General features: G+C 65.2%; 16 protein-coding genes. 15 read left to right on the plus strand and 1 reads right to left on the minus strand.

What is annotated here, in order from left to right:
- The 7 genes from ACFW0H_RS09295 (at position 1) to ACFW0H_RS09325 (ending at position 6,665) form a co-directional block, all read left to right on the plus strand.
- Entirely contained in the window at positions 1–831 is an 831-nt protein-coding gene (locus ACFW0H_RS09295; protein ID WP_422913611.1) for an ABC transporter permease, read from the plus strand.
- 2 nt (positions 832–833) lie between these two features.
- Positions 834–2,471 (plus strand): ABC transporter ATP-binding protein, encoded by a 1,638-nt coding sequence (locus tag ACFW0H_RS09300; RefSeq protein WP_422913612.1) that lies wholly within the window; start codon positions 834–836, stop codon positions 2,469–2,471.
- Between the two features lie 16 nt (positions 2,472–2,487).
- Positions 2,488–3,192 carry an NAD(P)H-dependent oxidoreductase gene (locus ACFW0H_RS09305; RefSeq protein ID WP_422913613.1) on the plus strand — a complete coding sequence of 235 codons (705 nt, stop codon included), beginning with the start codon at positions 2,488–2,490 and terminating at the stop codon, positions 3,190–3,192.
- A gap of 323 nt (positions 3,193–3,515) precedes the next feature.
- Positions 3,516–3,923: a flagellar basal body rod protein FlgB gene (gene flgB, locus ACFW0H_RS09310; protein ID WP_422913614.1), complete on the plus strand. Its 408-nt coding sequence runs from the start codon at positions 3,516–3,518 to the stop codon at positions 3,921–3,923.
- 14 nt (positions 3,924–3,937) lie between these two features.
- Positions 3,938–4,384 carry a flagellar basal body rod protein FlgC gene (flgC, locus tag ACFW0H_RS09315; protein WP_422913615.1) on the plus strand — a complete coding sequence of 149 codons (447 nt, stop codon included), beginning with the start codon at positions 3,938–3,940 and terminating at the stop codon, positions 4,382–4,384.
- Positions 4,385–4,403: 19 nt separating this feature from the next.
- Positions 4,404–5,090 carry a flagellar hook assembly protein FlgD gene (gene flgD / locus ACFW0H_RS09320; protein WP_422913616.1) on the plus strand — a complete coding sequence of 229 codons (687 nt, stop codon included), beginning with the start codon at positions 4,404–4,406 and terminating at the stop codon, positions 5,088–5,090.
- 30 nt (positions 5,091–5,120) lie between these two features.
- Positions 5,121–6,665 (plus strand): flagellar hook protein FlgE, encoded by a 1,545-nt coding sequence (locus tag ACFW0H_RS09325; protein ID WP_422913617.1) that lies wholly within the window; start codon positions 5,121–5,123, stop codon positions 6,663–6,665.
- Between the two features lie 250 nt (positions 6,666–6,915).
- On the opposite strand, the gene ACFW0H_RS09330 is transcribed toward ACFW0H_RS09325, so the two are convergent.
- Positions 6,916–7,056, minus strand: coding sequence for a hypothetical protein (locus tag ACFW0H_RS09330; protein WP_422913618.1), 141 nt, complete (start codon positions 7,054–7,056; stop codon positions 6,916–6,918).
- Here ACFW0H_RS09330 and flgF point away from each other — a divergent pair.
- The 8 genes from flgF to ACFW0H_RS09370 all read left to right on the plus strand — a co-directional run bounded on the left by flgF (position 7,055) and on the right by ACFW0H_RS09370 (position 16,907).
- Entirely contained in the window at positions 7,055–7,798 is a 744-nt protein-coding gene (gene flgF, locus ACFW0H_RS09335) for a flagellar basal-body rod protein FlgF (protein WP_422913619.1), read from the plus strand. The genes ACFW0H_RS09330 and flgF overlap by 2 nt on opposite strands.
- A gap of 45 nt (positions 7,799–7,843) precedes the next feature.
- Positions 7,844–8,629 (plus strand): flagellar basal-body rod protein FlgG, encoded by a 786-nt coding sequence (gene flgG, locus ACFW0H_RS09340; RefSeq protein WP_422913620.1) that lies wholly within the window; start codon positions 7,844–7,846, stop codon positions 8,627–8,629.
- A 19-nt stretch (positions 8,630–8,648) separates the two neighbouring features.
- Positions 8,649–9,362 carry a flagellar basal body L-ring protein FlgH gene (flgH, locus tag ACFW0H_RS09345; RefSeq protein ID WP_422913621.1) on the plus strand — a complete coding sequence of 238 codons (714 nt, stop codon included), beginning with the start codon at positions 8,649–8,651 and terminating at the stop codon, positions 9,360–9,362.
- 11 nt (positions 9,363–9,373) lie between these two features.
- On the plus strand, positions 9,374–10,474 hold the full coding sequence (locus tag ACFW0H_RS09350) for a flagellar basal body P-ring protein FlgI (RefSeq protein WP_422913622.1): 1,101 nt from the start codon (positions 9,374–9,376) through the stop codon (positions 10,472–10,474).
- Positions 10,475–10,484: 10 nt separating this feature from the next.
- Positions 10,485–11,639: a flagellar assembly peptidoglycan hydrolase FlgJ gene (flgJ, locus tag ACFW0H_RS09355; protein WP_422913623.1), complete on the plus strand. Its 1,155-nt coding sequence runs from the start codon at positions 10,485–10,487 to the stop codon at positions 11,637–11,639.
- 10 nt (positions 11,640–11,649) lie between these two features.
- Complete coding sequence (gene flgK, locus ACFW0H_RS09360) at positions 11,650–13,764, plus strand: flagellar hook-associated protein FlgK (RefSeq protein WP_422913624.1); 2,115 nt, start codon at positions 11,650–11,652, stop codon at positions 13,762–13,764.
- Between the two features lie 12 nt (positions 13,765–13,776).
- The gene (gene flgL, locus ACFW0H_RS09365; protein ID WP_422913625.1) at positions 13,777–15,033 is read left to right on the plus strand and encodes a flagellar hook-associated protein FlgL; all 1,257 of its coding nucleotides are present in this window, start codon (positions 13,777–13,779) and stop codon (positions 15,031–15,033) included.
- Between the two features lie 461 nt (positions 15,034–15,494).
- Complete coding sequence (locus tag ACFW0H_RS09370; protein ID WP_422913626.1) at positions 15,495–16,907, plus strand: flagellin; 1,413 nt, start codon at positions 15,495–15,497, stop codon at positions 16,905–16,907.
- Positions 16,908–16,953: the final 46 nt, after the last annotated feature.

Consider the following 16,953-nt stretch of genomic DNA (forward strand, 5'->3'; position numbering starts at 1 on the left):
ATGACCAGCATTCTCAAGACACTGCTGCGTGCGCCCCTGAGCGCGCAATTCGGCTTCGCCGTGATCCTTCTCTACCTGCTGGCGGCGCTGTTCGCACCGCAGCTTGCGCCCTACGGGGAAACCGAGGTGGTGGGGGAGGGCTTCGCGCCCTGGGGCGGGCAATTCCTCCTCGGCACCGACAACCTCGGGCGTGACATGTTCAGCCGCCTGATCTTCGGGGCGCGCAACACCCTCGGCATCGCCTTCCTGACCACGCTGCTGGCCTTCCTGCTCGGCGGCCTGGCCGGGCTGGTGGCGGCCATTCGTGGCGGCTGGGTGGACCAGGGCCTGTCGCGCCTGGTGGATATCCTGATGGCCATCCCGCAGCTGATCTTCGCCCTGCTGATCCTCAGCGTGGTGGGCACCACGGCGACGTCGCTGGTGCTGGTGATCGCGGTGCTGGACGCCACGCGGGTGTTCCGCCTGGCGCGGGCGGTGGCGATGACAGTGGTGGTGCAGGACTTCGTTGAGGCCGCGCGCCTGCGTGGCGAAGGGCTCTGGTGGCTGGTGACGCGGGAGGTGCTGCCCAACGCGGCGGCCCCCTTGATTGCCGAATTCGGCCTGCGCTTCTGCTTCGTCTTCCTGTTCATCAGTGCGTTGTCTTTCCTCGGGCTGGGCATCCAGCCGCCCACCGCCGACTGGGGCAGCATGGTTCGCGACAACGCGGTGCTGATCACCTTCGGCGACATCACCCCCTTGCTGCCGGCGTTGGCGGTGGCACTGCTCACGGTCGGGGTCAATTTCGTCGTCGACTGGATGCTGCACAAGTCCAGCGGCCTCAAGGAGTGCTGAGCATGAGCGAACAGGAAAATCGCCCACTGCTGGAAATCCGCGACCTGCATATCGAGGGTCACTTCGATGACGCCTGGCACCCGCTGGTCAAGGGCATCGACCTGACCCTGCAGCGCGGCGAAGTGCTGGGGCTGATCGGCGAGTCCGGTGCCGGCAAGTCCACCCTCGGCCTGGCCGCCATGGGCTATACCCGCGACGGCTGCCGCATCACCCGCGGCTCGATCCGCTTCGACGGCCAGGACCTGCGGCAATGCTCGGCGGAGGAACTGCGCAAGCTGCGTGGCTTGCGCATCGCCTATGTGGCGCAGAGCGCGGCGGCCTCCTTCAACCCGGCGCAGCGGCTGATCGACCAGCATGTGGAAACGGCGGTGCAGAACGGTGGCATCAAGCGCGAGCAGGCCGAACGCGAGGCCGTGGAGCTGTACCGTGTGCTGCGCCTTCCCGATCCGGAACGCATCGGCCAGCGGTACCCCCATCAGCTATCCGGCGGCCAGCTGCAGCGGGCTATGACCGCCATGGCGATGGCCTGCCACCCGGACCTGATCATCTTCGACGAGCCCACCACCGCGCTGGATGTGACCACCCAGATCGAGGTGCTGGCGGCCATCCGCGACGCGGTGGCGCGCTTCGGCACCGCGGCGCTCTACATCAGCCACGACCTGGCGGTGGTGGCGCAGATGGCCGACCGCATCATGGTGCTGCGCCACGGCAAGCTGGTGGAGGAAGCGGAGACCCGGCAAATGCTCGCCGCCCCGCAACAGGACTACACCCGCTCGCTGTGGGCGGTGCGCAGCTTCCGCCCCGAGCCCAAGGCGTCGAGCGGCATGGCGGCGCCCTTGCTGGACGTTCGCAAGGCGTGCGCCAGCTACGGCGACCAGCCGGTGCTGCAGGACGTCTCGCTGCAACTCCATCGCGGCCGGACCCTGGCGGTGATCGGCGAATCCGGCAGCGGCAAGAGCACCACGGCACGGGTCATCACCGGCCTGTTGCAACCGACTTCGGGCCAGGTGCTGTATGACGGCGCGCCCTTGCCGGCCGACTTCCGCCGGCGCAGCAAGGAGCAGCTGCGCAGGATCCAGATGATCTACCAGATCCCGGACACCGCCCTCAACCCGCGGCAAAGCATCGGCGACATCCTCGGCCGCCCGTTGGCCTTCTACCTCGGCCTCAAGGGCAAGGCGTTGCGCGAACGGGTAGCCGAGCTGCTGGAGATGATCGAGCTGGACCCCGGCAAGTTCATGCAGCGCCAGCCGCGCGAGCTTTCCGGCGGGCAGAAGCAGCGCATCTGCATTGCCCGCGCGCTTGCCGCGGAACCCGAGCTGATCATCTGCGACGAAGTCACCTCGGCCCTCGACCAGCTGGTGGCCGAAGGCATCCTCAAGCTGCTCGACCGGGTGCAGCGCCAGCTGGGCGTGTCCTACCTGTTCATCACCCACGACGTCGCCACGGTGCGCGCAATCGCCGACGAGGTGGTGGTGATGCAGCGTGGCAAGGTCGTCGACCAGGGCGAGCGCGCGCGCATCTTCACCCCACCGTTCCACGACTACACGGGCCTGCTGTTCGCGTCCGAACCGCAGATGGACCCCGACTGGCTCGAGTCCGTGCTCAGCCGGCGCGGCCAGCCCGCCATTTCCGCCTGATCCAGAAGGTAATCCCATGAATGTATTGATCGTCCACGCCCACCCGGAACCGCAATCCTTCACCAGCGCCCTGCGCGACCTGGCCGTGGAAACGCTGCAAGGGCAGGGGCACCAGGTGCAGGTTTCCGACCTCTACGCGATGAACTGGAATCCCGTGGCGTCGGCCGCCGACTTTTCCGGGCGGGCCAACCCGGACTATCTGGTCTACGCCCTGGAGCAGCGCGAGGGCGTCAAGGGTGGCAACATCGCCGCGGACATCCAGGCTGAACTGGACAAGCTGCTCTGGGCGGACCTCCTGATCCTCAACTTCCCGCTCTACTGGTTCTCGGTGCCGGCCATGCTCAAGGGCTGGATCGACCGGGTGCTGGTGTCCGGTGTCTGCTACGGCGGCAAGCGCTTCTACGACCAGGGCGGCCTGGCCGGCAAGAAGGCGCTGGTGACCCTGACCCTGGGCGGCCGCGAGCACATGTTCGGCGAAGGCGCCATCCACGGCCCGCTGGAGGACATGCTGCGCCCGCTGCTGCGCGGCACCCTGGCCTACGTCGGCCTGGAGGTGCTGCCGCCCTTCGTAGGCTGGCACGTGCCCTACATCAGCAATGAGGCGCGCCAGGATTTCCTGCGCGACTACCAGGCGCGCCTGGAGAACCTGGAGCAGGACGCCCCGCTCCAGTTCCCGCGCCTGGACCAGTTCGACGAGCGCTTGTACCCACTGGCGCGTTGAGTGTCCAAGGCCGCCTTCGGGCGGCCTTCTTCTTTTGTAGGGTGGATAGCGCCCTTTTATCCACCATCGGCGCCGCCACGAAATCCGCCAGTGGACAGAAAAGCGCTGTCCACCCTACGCCTCCGTCGATTGCGCGGGACCGGCTGGCGGCAAGCAGCGGCAAACAGCCTTGCCGCTTTGCCGCTCCGGCAAGGCTCCGTTGCCGCTTCTTGCCGCTCTTGTTTTTATCAAGGCATTGAAAATAAAGGAAAAATAAATCTGGCACGGCCTTTGCTGAATCACTGCCAAGCAACCCGCATTGCCACTGGCAAAGGTTCAGGACCATGAGCATCAGTTTCGAAAAGGCCCTCGGCATCCACCAGCAAGCCCTCAGCTTCCGCGCCCAGCGTGGTGAGGTGCTGGCCAACAACATCGCCAACGCCGACACCCCGAACTACAAGGCTCGTGACCTGGACTTCGCCAGCGTGTTGGCCCAGCAGGCCGAGAAGGCCGCCCACGGCAGCTTCCAGGCCACCCGCACCAGCGAGCGACACATCGCCGCCGACGGCTTCGACATGGGCGAGGGCACGCTGAAGTACCGCATCCCCTTCCAGGCCGCCATCGACCAGAACACCGTGGACGCCCAGCTGGAGCAGTCGAACTACACCGAGAACGCCATGCAGTTCCAGGCCAGCTTCACCTTCCTCAACAGCAAATTCAAAGGGCTGATCAGCGCCCTGCGCGGCGAATAACGGAGAGCCAAGCCATGTCCCTGTCCAGCATCTTCAATATCGCCGGCACCGGCATGAGTGCGCAGAACACTCGGCTGAACACCATCTCCAGCAACATCGCCAACGCCGAGACGGTTTCCTCCAGCCTCGATCAGACCTACCGCGCGCGCCACCCGGTGTTCGCCACGATGTTCCAGAACGGCCTGGGTGGCGGCGATCGCGGTTCGCTGTTCGCCGGGGACGACCAGTCCGGCGCCGGTGTGCAGGTGCTCGGGGTGATCGAGGACCAGAGCACCCTGGTTCCGCGCTATGAGCCCAACCATCCGGCGGCCAATGCGGACGGCTACGTCTACTACCCCAACGTCAACGTGGTCGAGGAAATGGCGGACATGATCTCCGCCAGCCGTTCCTTCCAGACCAACGTGGAAATGATGAACACCGCCAAGCAGATGATGCAGAAGGTGCTGACCCTGGGTCAGTGATAGGGAGCGAGGGAACAGCATGAGCGTCAGCAGCGCATCCACGAGCAATACCGCCCAGTCGGTGCTCGACCAGTACAGCCGCACCACCGAAACCAAGAAAAGCAACGACCTGGGCAAGAACGAGTTCCTCGAACTGCTGGTCGCCCAGCTGAACAACCAGGACCCGCTGGCACCCCAGGAGAACGGCGAGTTCATCGCCCAGCTGGCGCAGTTCAGCCAGGTGGAAGGCATCGAGAAGCTGAACACCAGCATGGGATCGCTGCTTTCCGGCTACCAGTCGTCCCAGGCCCTGCAGGCCTCGTCCCTGGTGGGCCGCAAGGTGATAGTCCCGGCCGACAAGGCGGTGGTGGACACCAGCGAAACCTTCAAGGCCAGCGCCACGCTGCCGGTCTCCAGCAGCAACGTCTGGGTCAACGTCTATGACAGCAACGGCGCGCTGGTGAACCGCGTCAACCTGGGCCAGCAGTCCGCCGGCAGCGTCAGTTTCATGTGGGACGGCAAGGACTCCAGCGGCAACCTCATGCCGCCCGGCACCTACAGGTTCGAGGCGCAGGCCCAGTACGGCAACGAGACCAAGGGGCTCTACACCATGCTGCCGGCCAACGTCGACAGCGTCACCCTGGGTCAGAACGGCGGCGAGTTGATGCTCAACCTCGCCGGCATCGGCAGCGTCGGCCTCTCCAAGGTTCAGGTCATCGGTCAGTAGCGGCCGGCAAATTCGGCAAGGAGTAATCGCATGAGTTTCAACATCGGGCTGAGTGGCCTGCGCGCCGCCAACAAGGACCTCAACGTCACCGGCAACAACATCGCCAACGCCGGGACCACCGGATTCAAGCAATCCCGCGCCGAGTTCGCCGACGTCTATGCATCCTCGGTGCTGGGCAGTGGCAAGAACTCGACGGGCAGCGGGGTGCTGCTGTCGAGCGTTTCCCAGCAGTTCAACCAGGGCAACATCAACTACACGCAGAACGCCCTGGACCTGGCCATCAACGGCAATGGCTTCTTCCAGGTCAGCAACAACGGCGCGCTGAGCTACACCCGGGCGGGGTACTTCGGCACCGATCGCAACGGCTTCATCGTCGACAACTACGGCTACAACCTGCAGGGCTATACCACCGACGCCAACGGCGTGCTGCAGACCGGCTCGATCGGCAACCTGAGAATCCAGACCAACAGTCAGGACCCGAAGGCGACCGGCAACGTGGCGCAGGGCTTCAACCTGAACTCGACCAATGCCGTGCCGACCAATACGTTCAATTCCACGGACCCGACCAGCTACAACTCGTCGACCTCGACCAATATCTTCGACAGCCAGGGCAACTCCCACGTGATGACCCAGTACTTCGTCAAGACCGGGCCGAACGCCTGGCAGATGAATGTGCTGATCGACGGCAACCACCCGCTGGCGGGCGTGGCCAACCTGGAAGCCAATTCCGCGGCCGGCGCCGCCGGAGCGACCCCTGGCAGCGTGGCGGCTGCCGTGTCAGCCCTGGCCGGCCCCGGCTCCACTGTGCTGCCGGCCCAGGTAACGGCCGCCACCAATGCCGCCGCTGCGGCGGGGGCGACGGTCGAGAGCGTGGTCGCGGCCATTGCCGCCGCGGGCAAGACGCCGGTGAGCGCGAACCTGAGCTTCGACTCGGTGGGCAAGTTGCAGCCGATAACCTCCACCAACCCCGCCGCCTATGATCCGAACGCCGTACCCGCGATGCCGGCGCCGCAGCCGACCGATGTGTGGGAAATGAATGCCGACGGCACCCTCAAGATCAGGAGCTGGATTCCCTCCACCTCCGATGGCCAGCAGAACCCGGTGTTCCTCGCCAACGGGGCGACGGCCAATGCTACCGGCGTCAACCTGGACTTCCGCCAGGCCACCCAGTTCGCCAGTGCCTTCGCGGTCAACAGCGTGGCCCAGGATGGCTACACCACCGGCGAGCTGGCGGGTGTGGAGATCAGCGACACCGGCGAGATCTTCGCCCGCTATACCAATGGCCAGTCGCGGGTCCAGGGGCAGGTCATCCTGGCGAACTTCGCCAACACCCAGGGCCTGGCGCCGGTGGGCAAGACCCAGTGGATCCAGTCCTCGGACTCCGGCGAGCCGGTGCGCAACCCGCCGCGCTCCGGCACCCTGGGCGCCATCCAGTCGGGCGCGCTGGAAGATTCCAACGTCGACCTGTCGGATCAGCTGGTGAACCTGATCGTCGCCCAGCGCAACTACCAGGCCAACGCCAAGACCATCGAGACGGAGAGCGCGGTGACCCAGACCATCATCAACCTGCGTTGATGAGTGGCTGCTGTGGGATATTCCATGTCAATCGGCGCGTAGGGTGGAAATCCCTTTGGGGATTTCCACCATCGGTGCCTTGCATGGCCTCGCTGGTGGATAGAAAAACGCTATCCACCCTACACGGCTGATGGGTATCGCAAGCTCCACCCATCCTACGTAGCTACGTAGCCCGGATCGGTCGCGCCACCGGCTCCGGGCGGCAAATCCCCTTGCCGCTGGCGGCATCCCCTCGCCGCCGGCGTGTCTGTCAGGCCTCGCAAGAGGCCTTTTCTTTTTTATAAATTCCTTTTATTTCAATGTCTTGTGAATGATTTTCGGGTTTGGCACGACGCTTGCTGAATGGCATGCATAGCGCCAAGGGCGGCAAGGCCCACTCGGAGAGATTCATGGACAAGATGCTTTACGTCGCGATGAGCGGGGCCAGCCAGAACAGCCTGGCCCAGCGCGCCCACGCCAATAACCTGGCGAACATCTCCACCACCGGGTTCCGCCGCGACTTCGAGCAGGCGCGTTCGATGCCGGTGTTCGGCGACAGCTTCCCGTCGCGGGTCTATGCCATGGTCGAGCGCCCCGGCACCGACTTCACCCCCGGCGCCCTGCAGGAGACCGGCCGCGACCTGGACGTCGCCATCGAAGGGGAGGGCTGGGTCGCCGTGCAGGCCCAGGATGGCAGCGAAGCCTATGTGCGCACCGCCAGCCTGCAGATCGATGCCCTCGGCCAGCTGCGCACCGGCAACGGTTTGCCGGTCATGGGCAATGCCGGTCCCATCGCCGTTCCGCCGGAACAGAAAGTGGAGATCGGCCAGGACGGCACCATCAGCATCCGCGCCCTGGGCGAGAACCCCAACGTGGTGGCCGAGGTGGATCGCATCAAGCTGGTCAATCCCGATCCGAAGCAACTGGAGAAGGGCAGCGATGGCCTGATCCGCATCAAGGACCCGCAGCAGGCGGTGCAGGCCGACGCCAACGTGCGCCTGACCTCGGGTTTCCTTGAGGCGAGCAACGTCAATGCCGTGGAAGAGATGACCGCGATCCTCTCGCTGTCCCGCCAGTTCGAGCTTTCCGTGAAGATGATGCGTACCGCCGAGGACAACGCCTCGGCGATGGCGCGGGTCTTGCAGTTCAGCTAATCACCAGCACGCGGCGCCATGATTCCGGCGCCCGAGGAGAAATAGATGCTTCCGGCACTCTGGGTCAGCAAGACCGGCCTGTCCGCCCAGGACATGAACCTGACCACCATTTCCAACAACCTGGCGAACGTCTCCACCACCGGCTTCAAGCGCGACCGCGCTGAGTTCGAGGACCTGCTGTACCAGATCCGTCGCCAGCCGGGTGGCCAGAGCAGCCAGGACAGCGAACTGCCCACCGGCCTGCAGCTGGGTACCGGCGTGCGCATCACCGGCACCCAGAAGAACTTCACCCAGGGCAGCCTGCAGACCACCGAACAGCCGCTGGACATGGCCATCAACGGCCGCGGCTTCTTCCAGGTGCTGCTGCCCGACGGCACTGTCTCCTATACCCGCGACGGCAGCTTCCACCTGAGTTCCGACGGCCAACTGGTCACTTCCCAGGGGTTCGCCCTGGAGCCGGCCATCGTGCTGCCCGCCGAAGTGCAGACCTTCACCGTGGGCGAGGACGGCACTGTCTCCGTGACCACCACCGGCAACCCCGCTGCCCAGGTGATCGGCAACATCCAGACCGCCGACTTCGTCAACGCGGCCGGCCTGCAGGCCATCGGCAACAACCTGTTCCTGGAGACCGCTTCCAGCGGCGCGCCGCAGGTCGGCACCCCGGGCCTCACCGGCCTCGGCACCGTGCAGCAGAACACCCTGGAGAACTCCAACGTCAGCGTGGTCGAGGAACTGGTGAACATGATCACCACCCAGCGCGCCTACGAGATGAACTCCAAGGTCATCTCCACCGCTGACCAGATGCTCGCCTTCGTCACGCAGAACCTGTAACGCCCCGAGGTAGTCGCCCATGAACCGGCTGATCATTCTTCTCCCGCTGCTCGGCATCACCCTCATCCAGGGCTGTGTGCAGCCGGCTCCGCGACCCAACGACCCGTACTACGCGCCCGTGCTGCCGCGCACCCCGCTGCCGGCCGCGCAGAACAACGGCGCCATCTTCCAGTCCGGTTTCGAGACCAACCTCTACGACGACCGCAAGGCCTATCGCGTCGGCGACATCATCACCATCACCCTCAACGAGCGCACCCAGGCCAGCAAGAACGCCAACTCGCAGATCCAGAAGGACAGCAACGCCAACATCGGCCTGACTTCGCTGTTCGGCGGCGGCGTGTCGGTGAACAACCCCAACGGCGGCCTCAACCCGCTGGATGCCGCGCGCCTGTCCCTGGACGCCGAGTACAACGCCACTCGCGATACCAAGGGCGATTCCAAGGCGGGGCAGAGCAACAGCCTGTCCGGCTCCGTCACCGTCACCGTGTCCGAAGTGCTGCCCAACGGCATCCTCGCGGTACGCGGCGAGAAGTGGTTGACCCTGAACACCGGCGACGAGCTGGTGCGCATCGCTGGCCTGGTCCGCGCCGACGACATCGGTACCGACAACACCGTGCCCTCTACCCGCGTCGCCGATGCGCGCATCACCTATTCCGGCACCGGTGCCTTCGCCGATGCCAGCCAGCCGGGCTGGTTCGACCGGTTCTTCATGAGCCCGCTGTTCCCGTTCTGATGAGGCCGACCATGAAGCGACTGATCACCGTCCTCTGCCTGCTGCTCGTGGCCGGCGCCGCCCAGGCCGAACGCCTGAAGGACCTGGCGAGCATCCAGGGCGTGCGCACCAACCAGCTGATCGGCTACGGCCTGGTGGTGGGCCTGAACGGCACCGGCGACCAGACCACCCAGACGCCCTTCACCCTGCAGACCTTCAACAACATGCTGGCCCAGTTCGGCATCAAGGTGCCGGCCAACGTCGGCAACGTGCAGCTGAAGAACGTCGCGGCGGTGTCCATCCACGCCGACCTGCCGCCCTTCGCCAAGCCGGGCCAGACCATCGACGTCACCATCTCCTCCATCGGCAATGCCAAGAGCCTGCGCGGCGGCAGCCTGCTGATGGCGCCGCTCAAGGGCATCGACGGCAATGTCTACGCCATCGCCCAGGGCAACCTGGTGGTGGGTGGCTTCGACGCCGAGGGCAGCGACGGCTCGCGGATCACCGTCAACGTCCCGTCCTCCGGCCGCATTCCTTCCGGCGCCACCGTGGAGCGCCCGGTGCCGAGCGGATTCGACCAGGGCAACTCCCTCACCCTGAACCTCAACCGCCCGGACTTCACCACGGCGAAGAACATCGTCGACAAACTCAACGAGCTGCTCGGCCCGGGCGTGGCCCAGGCCATCGACGGCGGCTCGGTGCGGGTCAGCGCGCCGCTCGATCCGAGCCAGCGGGTGGACTACCTGTCGGTGATCGAGAACCTGGAAATCGAAGCGGGCCAGGCGGTGGCCAAGGTCATCATCAACTCCCGTACCGGCACCATCGTCATCGGCCAGAACGTGCGCGTGCAGCCGGCCGCCGTGACCCACGGCAGCCTCACCGTGACCATCACCGAAGACCCCATCGTCAGCCAGCCCGAAGCCTTCTCCGGCGGTCAGACCGCCGTGGTGCCGCGCTCCAAGGTGAGCGCCGACGAAGAGGCCAAGCCGATGTTCAAGTTCGGCCCCGGCACCACCCTCGACGAGATCGTCCGTGCGGTGAACCAGGTGGGGGCGGCGCCGTCCGACCTGATGGCCATCCTCGAAGCGCTGAAGCAGGCCGGTGCCCTGCAGGCCGACCTGATCGTGATTTAAGGAAAGGACGATGAACTCCAGACTCTCCGCAGGCCTCGCCACCGGCTCCAAGCTGGACAGCGGCGCCTACACCGACCTGAACCGGCTCAGCCAGCTCAAGGCCGGCAAGGATCGCGACAGCGAGGGCAACATCCGCAAGGTGGCCCAGGAGTTCGAGTCGCTGTTCCTCAACGAGATGATGAAATCCATGCGTCAGGCCGGTGAAGCCTTCGCCGAAGGCAACTACCTGAACAGCAACGAGACCAAGACCTACCAGGACATGCACGACCAGCAGCTGGCCGTGACCCTGTCCAAGCAGGGCGGCGTCGGCCTGGCCGATGTGTTGACCCGCCAGCTGTCCAAGACCCGCCACGCCGAGTGGCCCAATCCCTTCGCCCAGGTGCAGTCCGGCGTCCAGGCCAGCGGTTCGGCGCAGGTTGCCAAGGCGGCCGACGCCACGGCTTCGGCGCGTGACGATTCGAAACTGCTCAACCAGCGCCGCCTGGCCCTGCCGAGCAAGCTCAGCGACCGCCAGGTGGCCGGCATCGTGCCGTCTCCGGAACAGCTGGGCGGCAAGCTGCTGGCCGGTGGCGACTGGGCGCCGGCCCGGGTCTATGCGGCACCCGAGCGCGACTCGGTGGGCGTCGAAGCTGCCGGCAACGCCTCCGGCGCCGGCAAGCGCGTGTTCGCCTCGCGCGATGAATTCATCCAGACCCTGCTGCCCATGGCCGAGAAGGCCGCCGAGCGCATCGGCGTCGACCCCCGTTACCTGGTGGCCCAGGCCGCCCTGGAAACCGGCTGGGGCAAGTCGATCATCCGCCAGGGTGATGGCAGCAGCAGCCACAACCTGTTCGGCATCAAGGCCCACCAGAGCTGGGATGGCGAATCGGCACGGGTGCTGACCACCGAATACAAGGGCGGCAAGGCGGTGAAGGAGTCGGCGTCGTTTCGCGCCTACAACTCCTTCGAGCAGAGCTTCCACGACTACGTGAGCTTCCTGCAGAACAACGACCGCTACCAGGACGCGCTGGACTCCACCGACAACCCCGAGCGCTTCGTCCGCGAGCTGCAGGAGGCGGGCTACGCCACCGACCCGCAGTACGCCCGCAAGATCACCCAGATCGCCCGCGGCATGCAGATCTACCAGGCCGTTGCCGCCGTCGACGGCACGACCACCAGGACCTGAGGCTTGAGTCATGGCTGACTTGTTGAACATCGGACTGTCCGGGCTTGCCGTGAGCAAGACGCAGCTGTCCATCACCGGCCACAACATCACCAACGTCAACACGCCGGGATTCAGCCGCCAGGACGCCTCCCAGGCCGCGCGGCTGTCCCAATTCAGTGGCGCCGGCTACATCGGCTCCGGTGCGGCGCTGACCGAAGTGCGGCGGACCTACAGCGAGTTCCTCACCTCGCAGCTGCGCAACTCCACCGCGCTGAACAGCGATGTGGCCGCCTACAAGAGCCAGATCGACCAGCTGGACTCGCTGCTGGCCGGCACCACCACGGGCATCAGCCCGTCGCTGCAGAAGTTCTTCGCCTCGCTCCAGGCCGCGGCGGAAGACCCTGCCAACACCCCGGCGCGGGAACTGGTGCTGGCCGACGCCGAGGGCCTGGCGCGGCGCTTCAATAACCTGCACGACCGCCTCAGCGAGCAGAACGGCTTTATCAACAGCCAGATGCAGAGCATCAGCGAGCAGGTCAATCGCCTGGCCGGTTCCATCGGCAGCCTGAACAACGCCATCGCCGAGGCTTCCGCCAACGGCCACGCGCCCAACGACCTGCTGGATGCCCGGGACGAGGCGGTGCGCCAGTTGTCGAGCTTCATCGGCGTGTCGGTGGTGAAGCAGGACGACAACAGCCTCAACCTCTTCATCGGCACCGGCCAGCCGCTGGTGGTCGGTGGCACGGTCAGCCGCCTGGACATCGTCAACGGCACCGGCGACCCGACCCGCTTCGAGGTGGAACTGGTCAATGGCGGAACCCGGCAGAACGTCACCAGCCAGGTCAGCGGCGGCCAACTGGGCGGCCTGATTCGGTACCGCAACGAGGTGCTCGATTCCTCGCTCAACGCCCTGGGGCGCCTGGCAATGGCGGTGAGCGAGCAGGTCAACGGCCAGCTGGGCCAGGGGCTCGACCTCAAGGGCCGCGTCGGCTCGATGCTGTTCGGCGACTACAACACCCCCGAACTGGCGGACCTGCGTGCCCGTGCCTTCGCCGACAACGCCTCGGGCGTGGATGCCTCGCTGACCATCGACGACACCAGCCTGCTCGGCACCAGCGACTATCGCCTGGAATTCGACGGCACCTCCTACCAGGCGCGGCGCCTGAGCGACGGGGCGCCCATGACCGTCACCGTCGACCCGGCCAACCCGCTGAAGCTGACCCTGAAGGACGCCTCGGGGCGCGACCAGGGCTTCAGCGTGACCCTTACCGGCACGCCGGCCGCCGGCGACCGCTTCATGCTCGAACCGACCCGCACTGGCGCCTCGTCCATCTCGGTGGAACTGGACCGGGCGGACCAGTTGGCCTTCGCCGCGCCCCTGCGCAGCGAAGCCAACCTGCAGAATCGCGGCAACGCGGTGATCGGCGCGCCGGAGATCACCCAGGTAATCGACCCGGCCAACCTGGCCAGCATGAAGGCGCTGCGTTCCGACCCGCTGCAGCAGGGCGTCATCAGCGGCTTCCCCAGCCTGACCCTGACCTACGACTCCGCCAGCGGCCAGCTGCAGTTCCCCTCGCCGCTGCCGCCGGGCGTGCGCATCACCACGGTGCCGCAGCTGCCGCCGGCACCCGCGCCGAGCGACATCAGCGGCCTCGCCGTCACCCCGGGGCAGTCAAACAGCCTGTCCTTCGCGGTGGAAGTCACCGTGGGTGGGGTGACCCAGAGCTACAGCATCCAGCAAACCTTCAGCGGCCAGCCGCAGAATGGCGATACCTTCACCCTGGGCTTCAACAAGGGCGGCGTCTCCGACAACCGCAACGCGCAGAAGCTGGTGGACCTGCAGAACAAGGCCACGGTGGGTGTGGATTCCACCCTGGGCAGCAAGGGCTCCGGCGTCAGCTTTTCCGATGGCTACGGCCAACTGGTGGAGCGGGTCGGCACCCTGACCGCCCAGGCCCGCCAGGACAGCGAGGCCTCCGGCGCAATCCTCAAGCAGGCCAGCGACAACCGTGACTCCTTGTCAGGGGTCAACCTCGACGAAGAAGCCGCCAACCTGATCAAGTTCGAGCAGTACTACAACGCCTCGGCGCAGATCATTCAAGTTGCGCGCTCCTTGTTCGATACCCTGATCAGCAGCTTCCGCTAACGGGCCATCGCCATGCGAATTTCCACTCTCCAAGCTTTCAACAACGGTGTGAACGGTCTGCAGCGCAACTTCTCCGACGTCGCCCGCACCCAGGAGCAGATCAGCACCGGCAAGCGCATCCTCACCCCGGCCGACGACCCGGTGGCCTCGGTGCGCCTGCTGCAGCTGGACCAGCAGCAGGCCGTGCTCGAGCAGTACCAGGGCAACCTCACCGCAGCGCAGAACAGCCTGAGCCAGGAAGAGGCCACCCTGAACTCGGTGAACAACTTGCTGCAGCGTGTGCGCGAACTGGCGGGGTCGGCGGGCAATGGCACCTTGAGCCAGGCCGATCGCAAGGCCATCGCCACCGAACTGGGCGAGCGCGAGGATGAACTCCTCGGCCTGATGAACACCCGAAATGCCCGCGGCGAGTACCTGTTCGCCGGTTACCAGGGCAAGACCCAACCGTTCGTGCGCAACCCGGACGGCAGCTACAGCTACCAGGGCGACGAAGGCCAGCGCCAGCTGCAGATCGCCAGCTCCCTGCAGGTGCCCATCAGCGACAACGGCCGGGCCCTGTTCGAGAATTCCATCAACGCCGCGCGCCTTGCCGTCACCGGCAACCCGGCGGCGCCGGCCGACCCCTATGTCAGCGGCGCCCTGGTGGATGACGAGGTGAGCTTCGCCAACTTCCCGGCGGGTGGCATCCAGCTGGATTTCAACGACCCGGCCGATCCGCTCAAGTACAGCCTCACGCCCCTGCCGCAGCCGGCGGCGGGGCCGGTGGTCAACGGCACCCTGACGGCGGGCAAGGACAGCAAGGTCAGCTACGGCGGCGTCACCTTCCACGTCAACGGCACGCCATCCAATGGCGCCAGCGTCACCATCGCCCCGCCCGACGCTGACCCGGCCACCGCACCGGCGAACAAGGTCGGTCTGCTCGACACCATCGCCAGCTTGCGCAAGTCCCTGGAGTCCGGCGTCGACACTCCCCAGGGCACCCGCCAGGTCCGCGACTCGGTGGCGTTGGCCCTGACCAACCTGGACAACGGCATGACCACCCTCGACACCGTGCGCGGGCAGATCGGCGCGCGGCTGAACATAGTCGAGTCCACCCAGACTTCCCACGAAGAGGTGGGGCTGGTGAACAAGAGCGTGCAGGCCGAACTGCGCGACCTGGATTACGCCGAGGCCATTTCCAGGCTGTCCATGCAATCGATCATCCTCGAAGCGGCGCAGCAGAGTTACGTGAAGATCAGCGGGCTGAATCTGTTCAACCAGCTGCGCTGACCCCAGTGGCTCTTCGCGAATGAATTCGCTCCTACAGGGGGGCGCCTGACCAAGCGCGCGGATTTGCCCATCCTGCGAGGCTTCGAATCTGCTTCAGAGTCCCTCCAAGGCACGGATAGCCCCCTCTCCCTTCAGGGAGAGGGTTGGGGTGAGGGGGAGGGCATCCGGGGGCCACAAGGAATCCGACGGGGAGACCTTCGGCCTCCATGGCGAATGAATTCGCCCCTACAGGTTTGCACGGACGCCATTTGCGCCAGAGCCTCCCTATGGTCACGTCCCTCCACTCCTAAGTCCTTGTCAATACAGCAAAAATAAAAATCCGAAAAAATCTTCAGGCAAACCCTAAAGGTCCCAAGGGCAGGGCCGATACAAAGGACGAATGCGAACTCACTGGGGCCCGAGCATGGAGGCCCGCGGGTCGCTCGCTCAGGTAACTACCAGGTCCCTTTGGAGAGTCCACCATGGCCTTGACCGTCAATACCAACACCTCTTCCCTCAACGCCCAGCGCAACCTGGGGGCATCCTCCAATGCGCTGAGCAAGTCCCTGGAGCGCCTGTCCACCGGTTCGCGCATCAACAGCGCCAAGGACGACGCCGCCGGCCTGCAGATCTCCAACCGCATGACCAGCCAGGTCAACGGTCTGGGTGTAGCCATACGCAACGCCAACGACGGCATCTCCATGGCCCAGACCGCTGAAGGCGCCATGCAGCAGTCCACCAACATCCTCCAGCGTATGCGCGACCTCTCGCTGCAGTCGGCCAACGGCTCGAACAGCGTTGAAGATCGTGGCTCGCTGCAAAAGGAAGTTGATGCCCTCCAACAAGAATTGACCCGTATTGCGGATACCACCTCCTTTGGCGGTCGCAAACTGCTGGACGGTACTTTCGGAACCCAGAAGTTCCAGGTCGGCTCCAATGCCAACGAGGTGATTTCTGTTGGGCTGTCGGATGTCTCCGCCGGTAGCTTGGGCGAAAACGCGAAAACCGGTGCCGGGACCGTATTTGGTGCCGCTGCTGCGGCAGGCCTTGCATATGGCACTGCTACCGGCGCAACCAATATTGTGCTGAGTGGAAATCAAGGCACATCCGCGGCGACCGATATTTCGGCTATGGACGCCAAGGCGGCCGCAGCGGCGCTGAACGCTCTGGGCACAGGTGTAAAAGCTGATACGCGAGTGACTGTTGAACTTGCAGGTTTCACTGCTGCTGACACTGGCACTCTCGATGTTGGCACCGATTCCTACGATCTCAGCAAGTTCAATGGCAGTTTCAAGGAGCTTGCTGCAGCTATCGGGAAAGACGGACACACCGCCACTTACGATAGCACCACCAATAAGCTCACCATCTCGGCTCAGGGGGTCGAAGGTATTAAGGCAGTTGGCCCGGCAGCCGGTACTCTGACGATTGCAAATGCAACAAGCGGCACTGTCGGCGCCGCCGATACGGTGGATGCTGGCGGGGTGGTCGTGAACTCGGAGCTGAAGTTTTCCTCCAGCGAGGCATTCACTGTTACTGGTACTTCCGGGGCTATTACTTCCGCTGGCACAAATTCGAGTCTGTCTGCGGTAAGTGCAGTTGATATCCGCACCGAGCAAGGGGCTCAAGATGCTGTTGCGGTAATCGATGCTGCCCTTTCCAAGATTGACAGTCAGCGCGCCGACCTCGGTGCCGTGCAGAACCGCTTCGACAACACCATCTCCAACCTGCAGAACATCTCGGAAAACGTGTCCGCGGCCCGTGGCCGTATCCAGGACACCGACTTCGCCGCTGAAACCGCCAACATGACCAAGAACCAGGTGCTGCAACAGGCCGGCACCGCGATCCTGGCCCAGGCCAACCAGCTGCCGCAGGCGGTGCTCAGCCTGCTCCGCTGATACCGGCAGCGAGTCCGCGTAACCACCACGGGGGGAAGTGCCTGGC

The organism is Metapseudomonas cellulosilytica, from assembly GCF_049334135.1.
Taxonomy (GTDB): domain Bacteria; phylum Pseudomonadota; class Gammaproteobacteria; order Pseudomonadales; family Pseudomonadaceae; genus Metapseudomonas.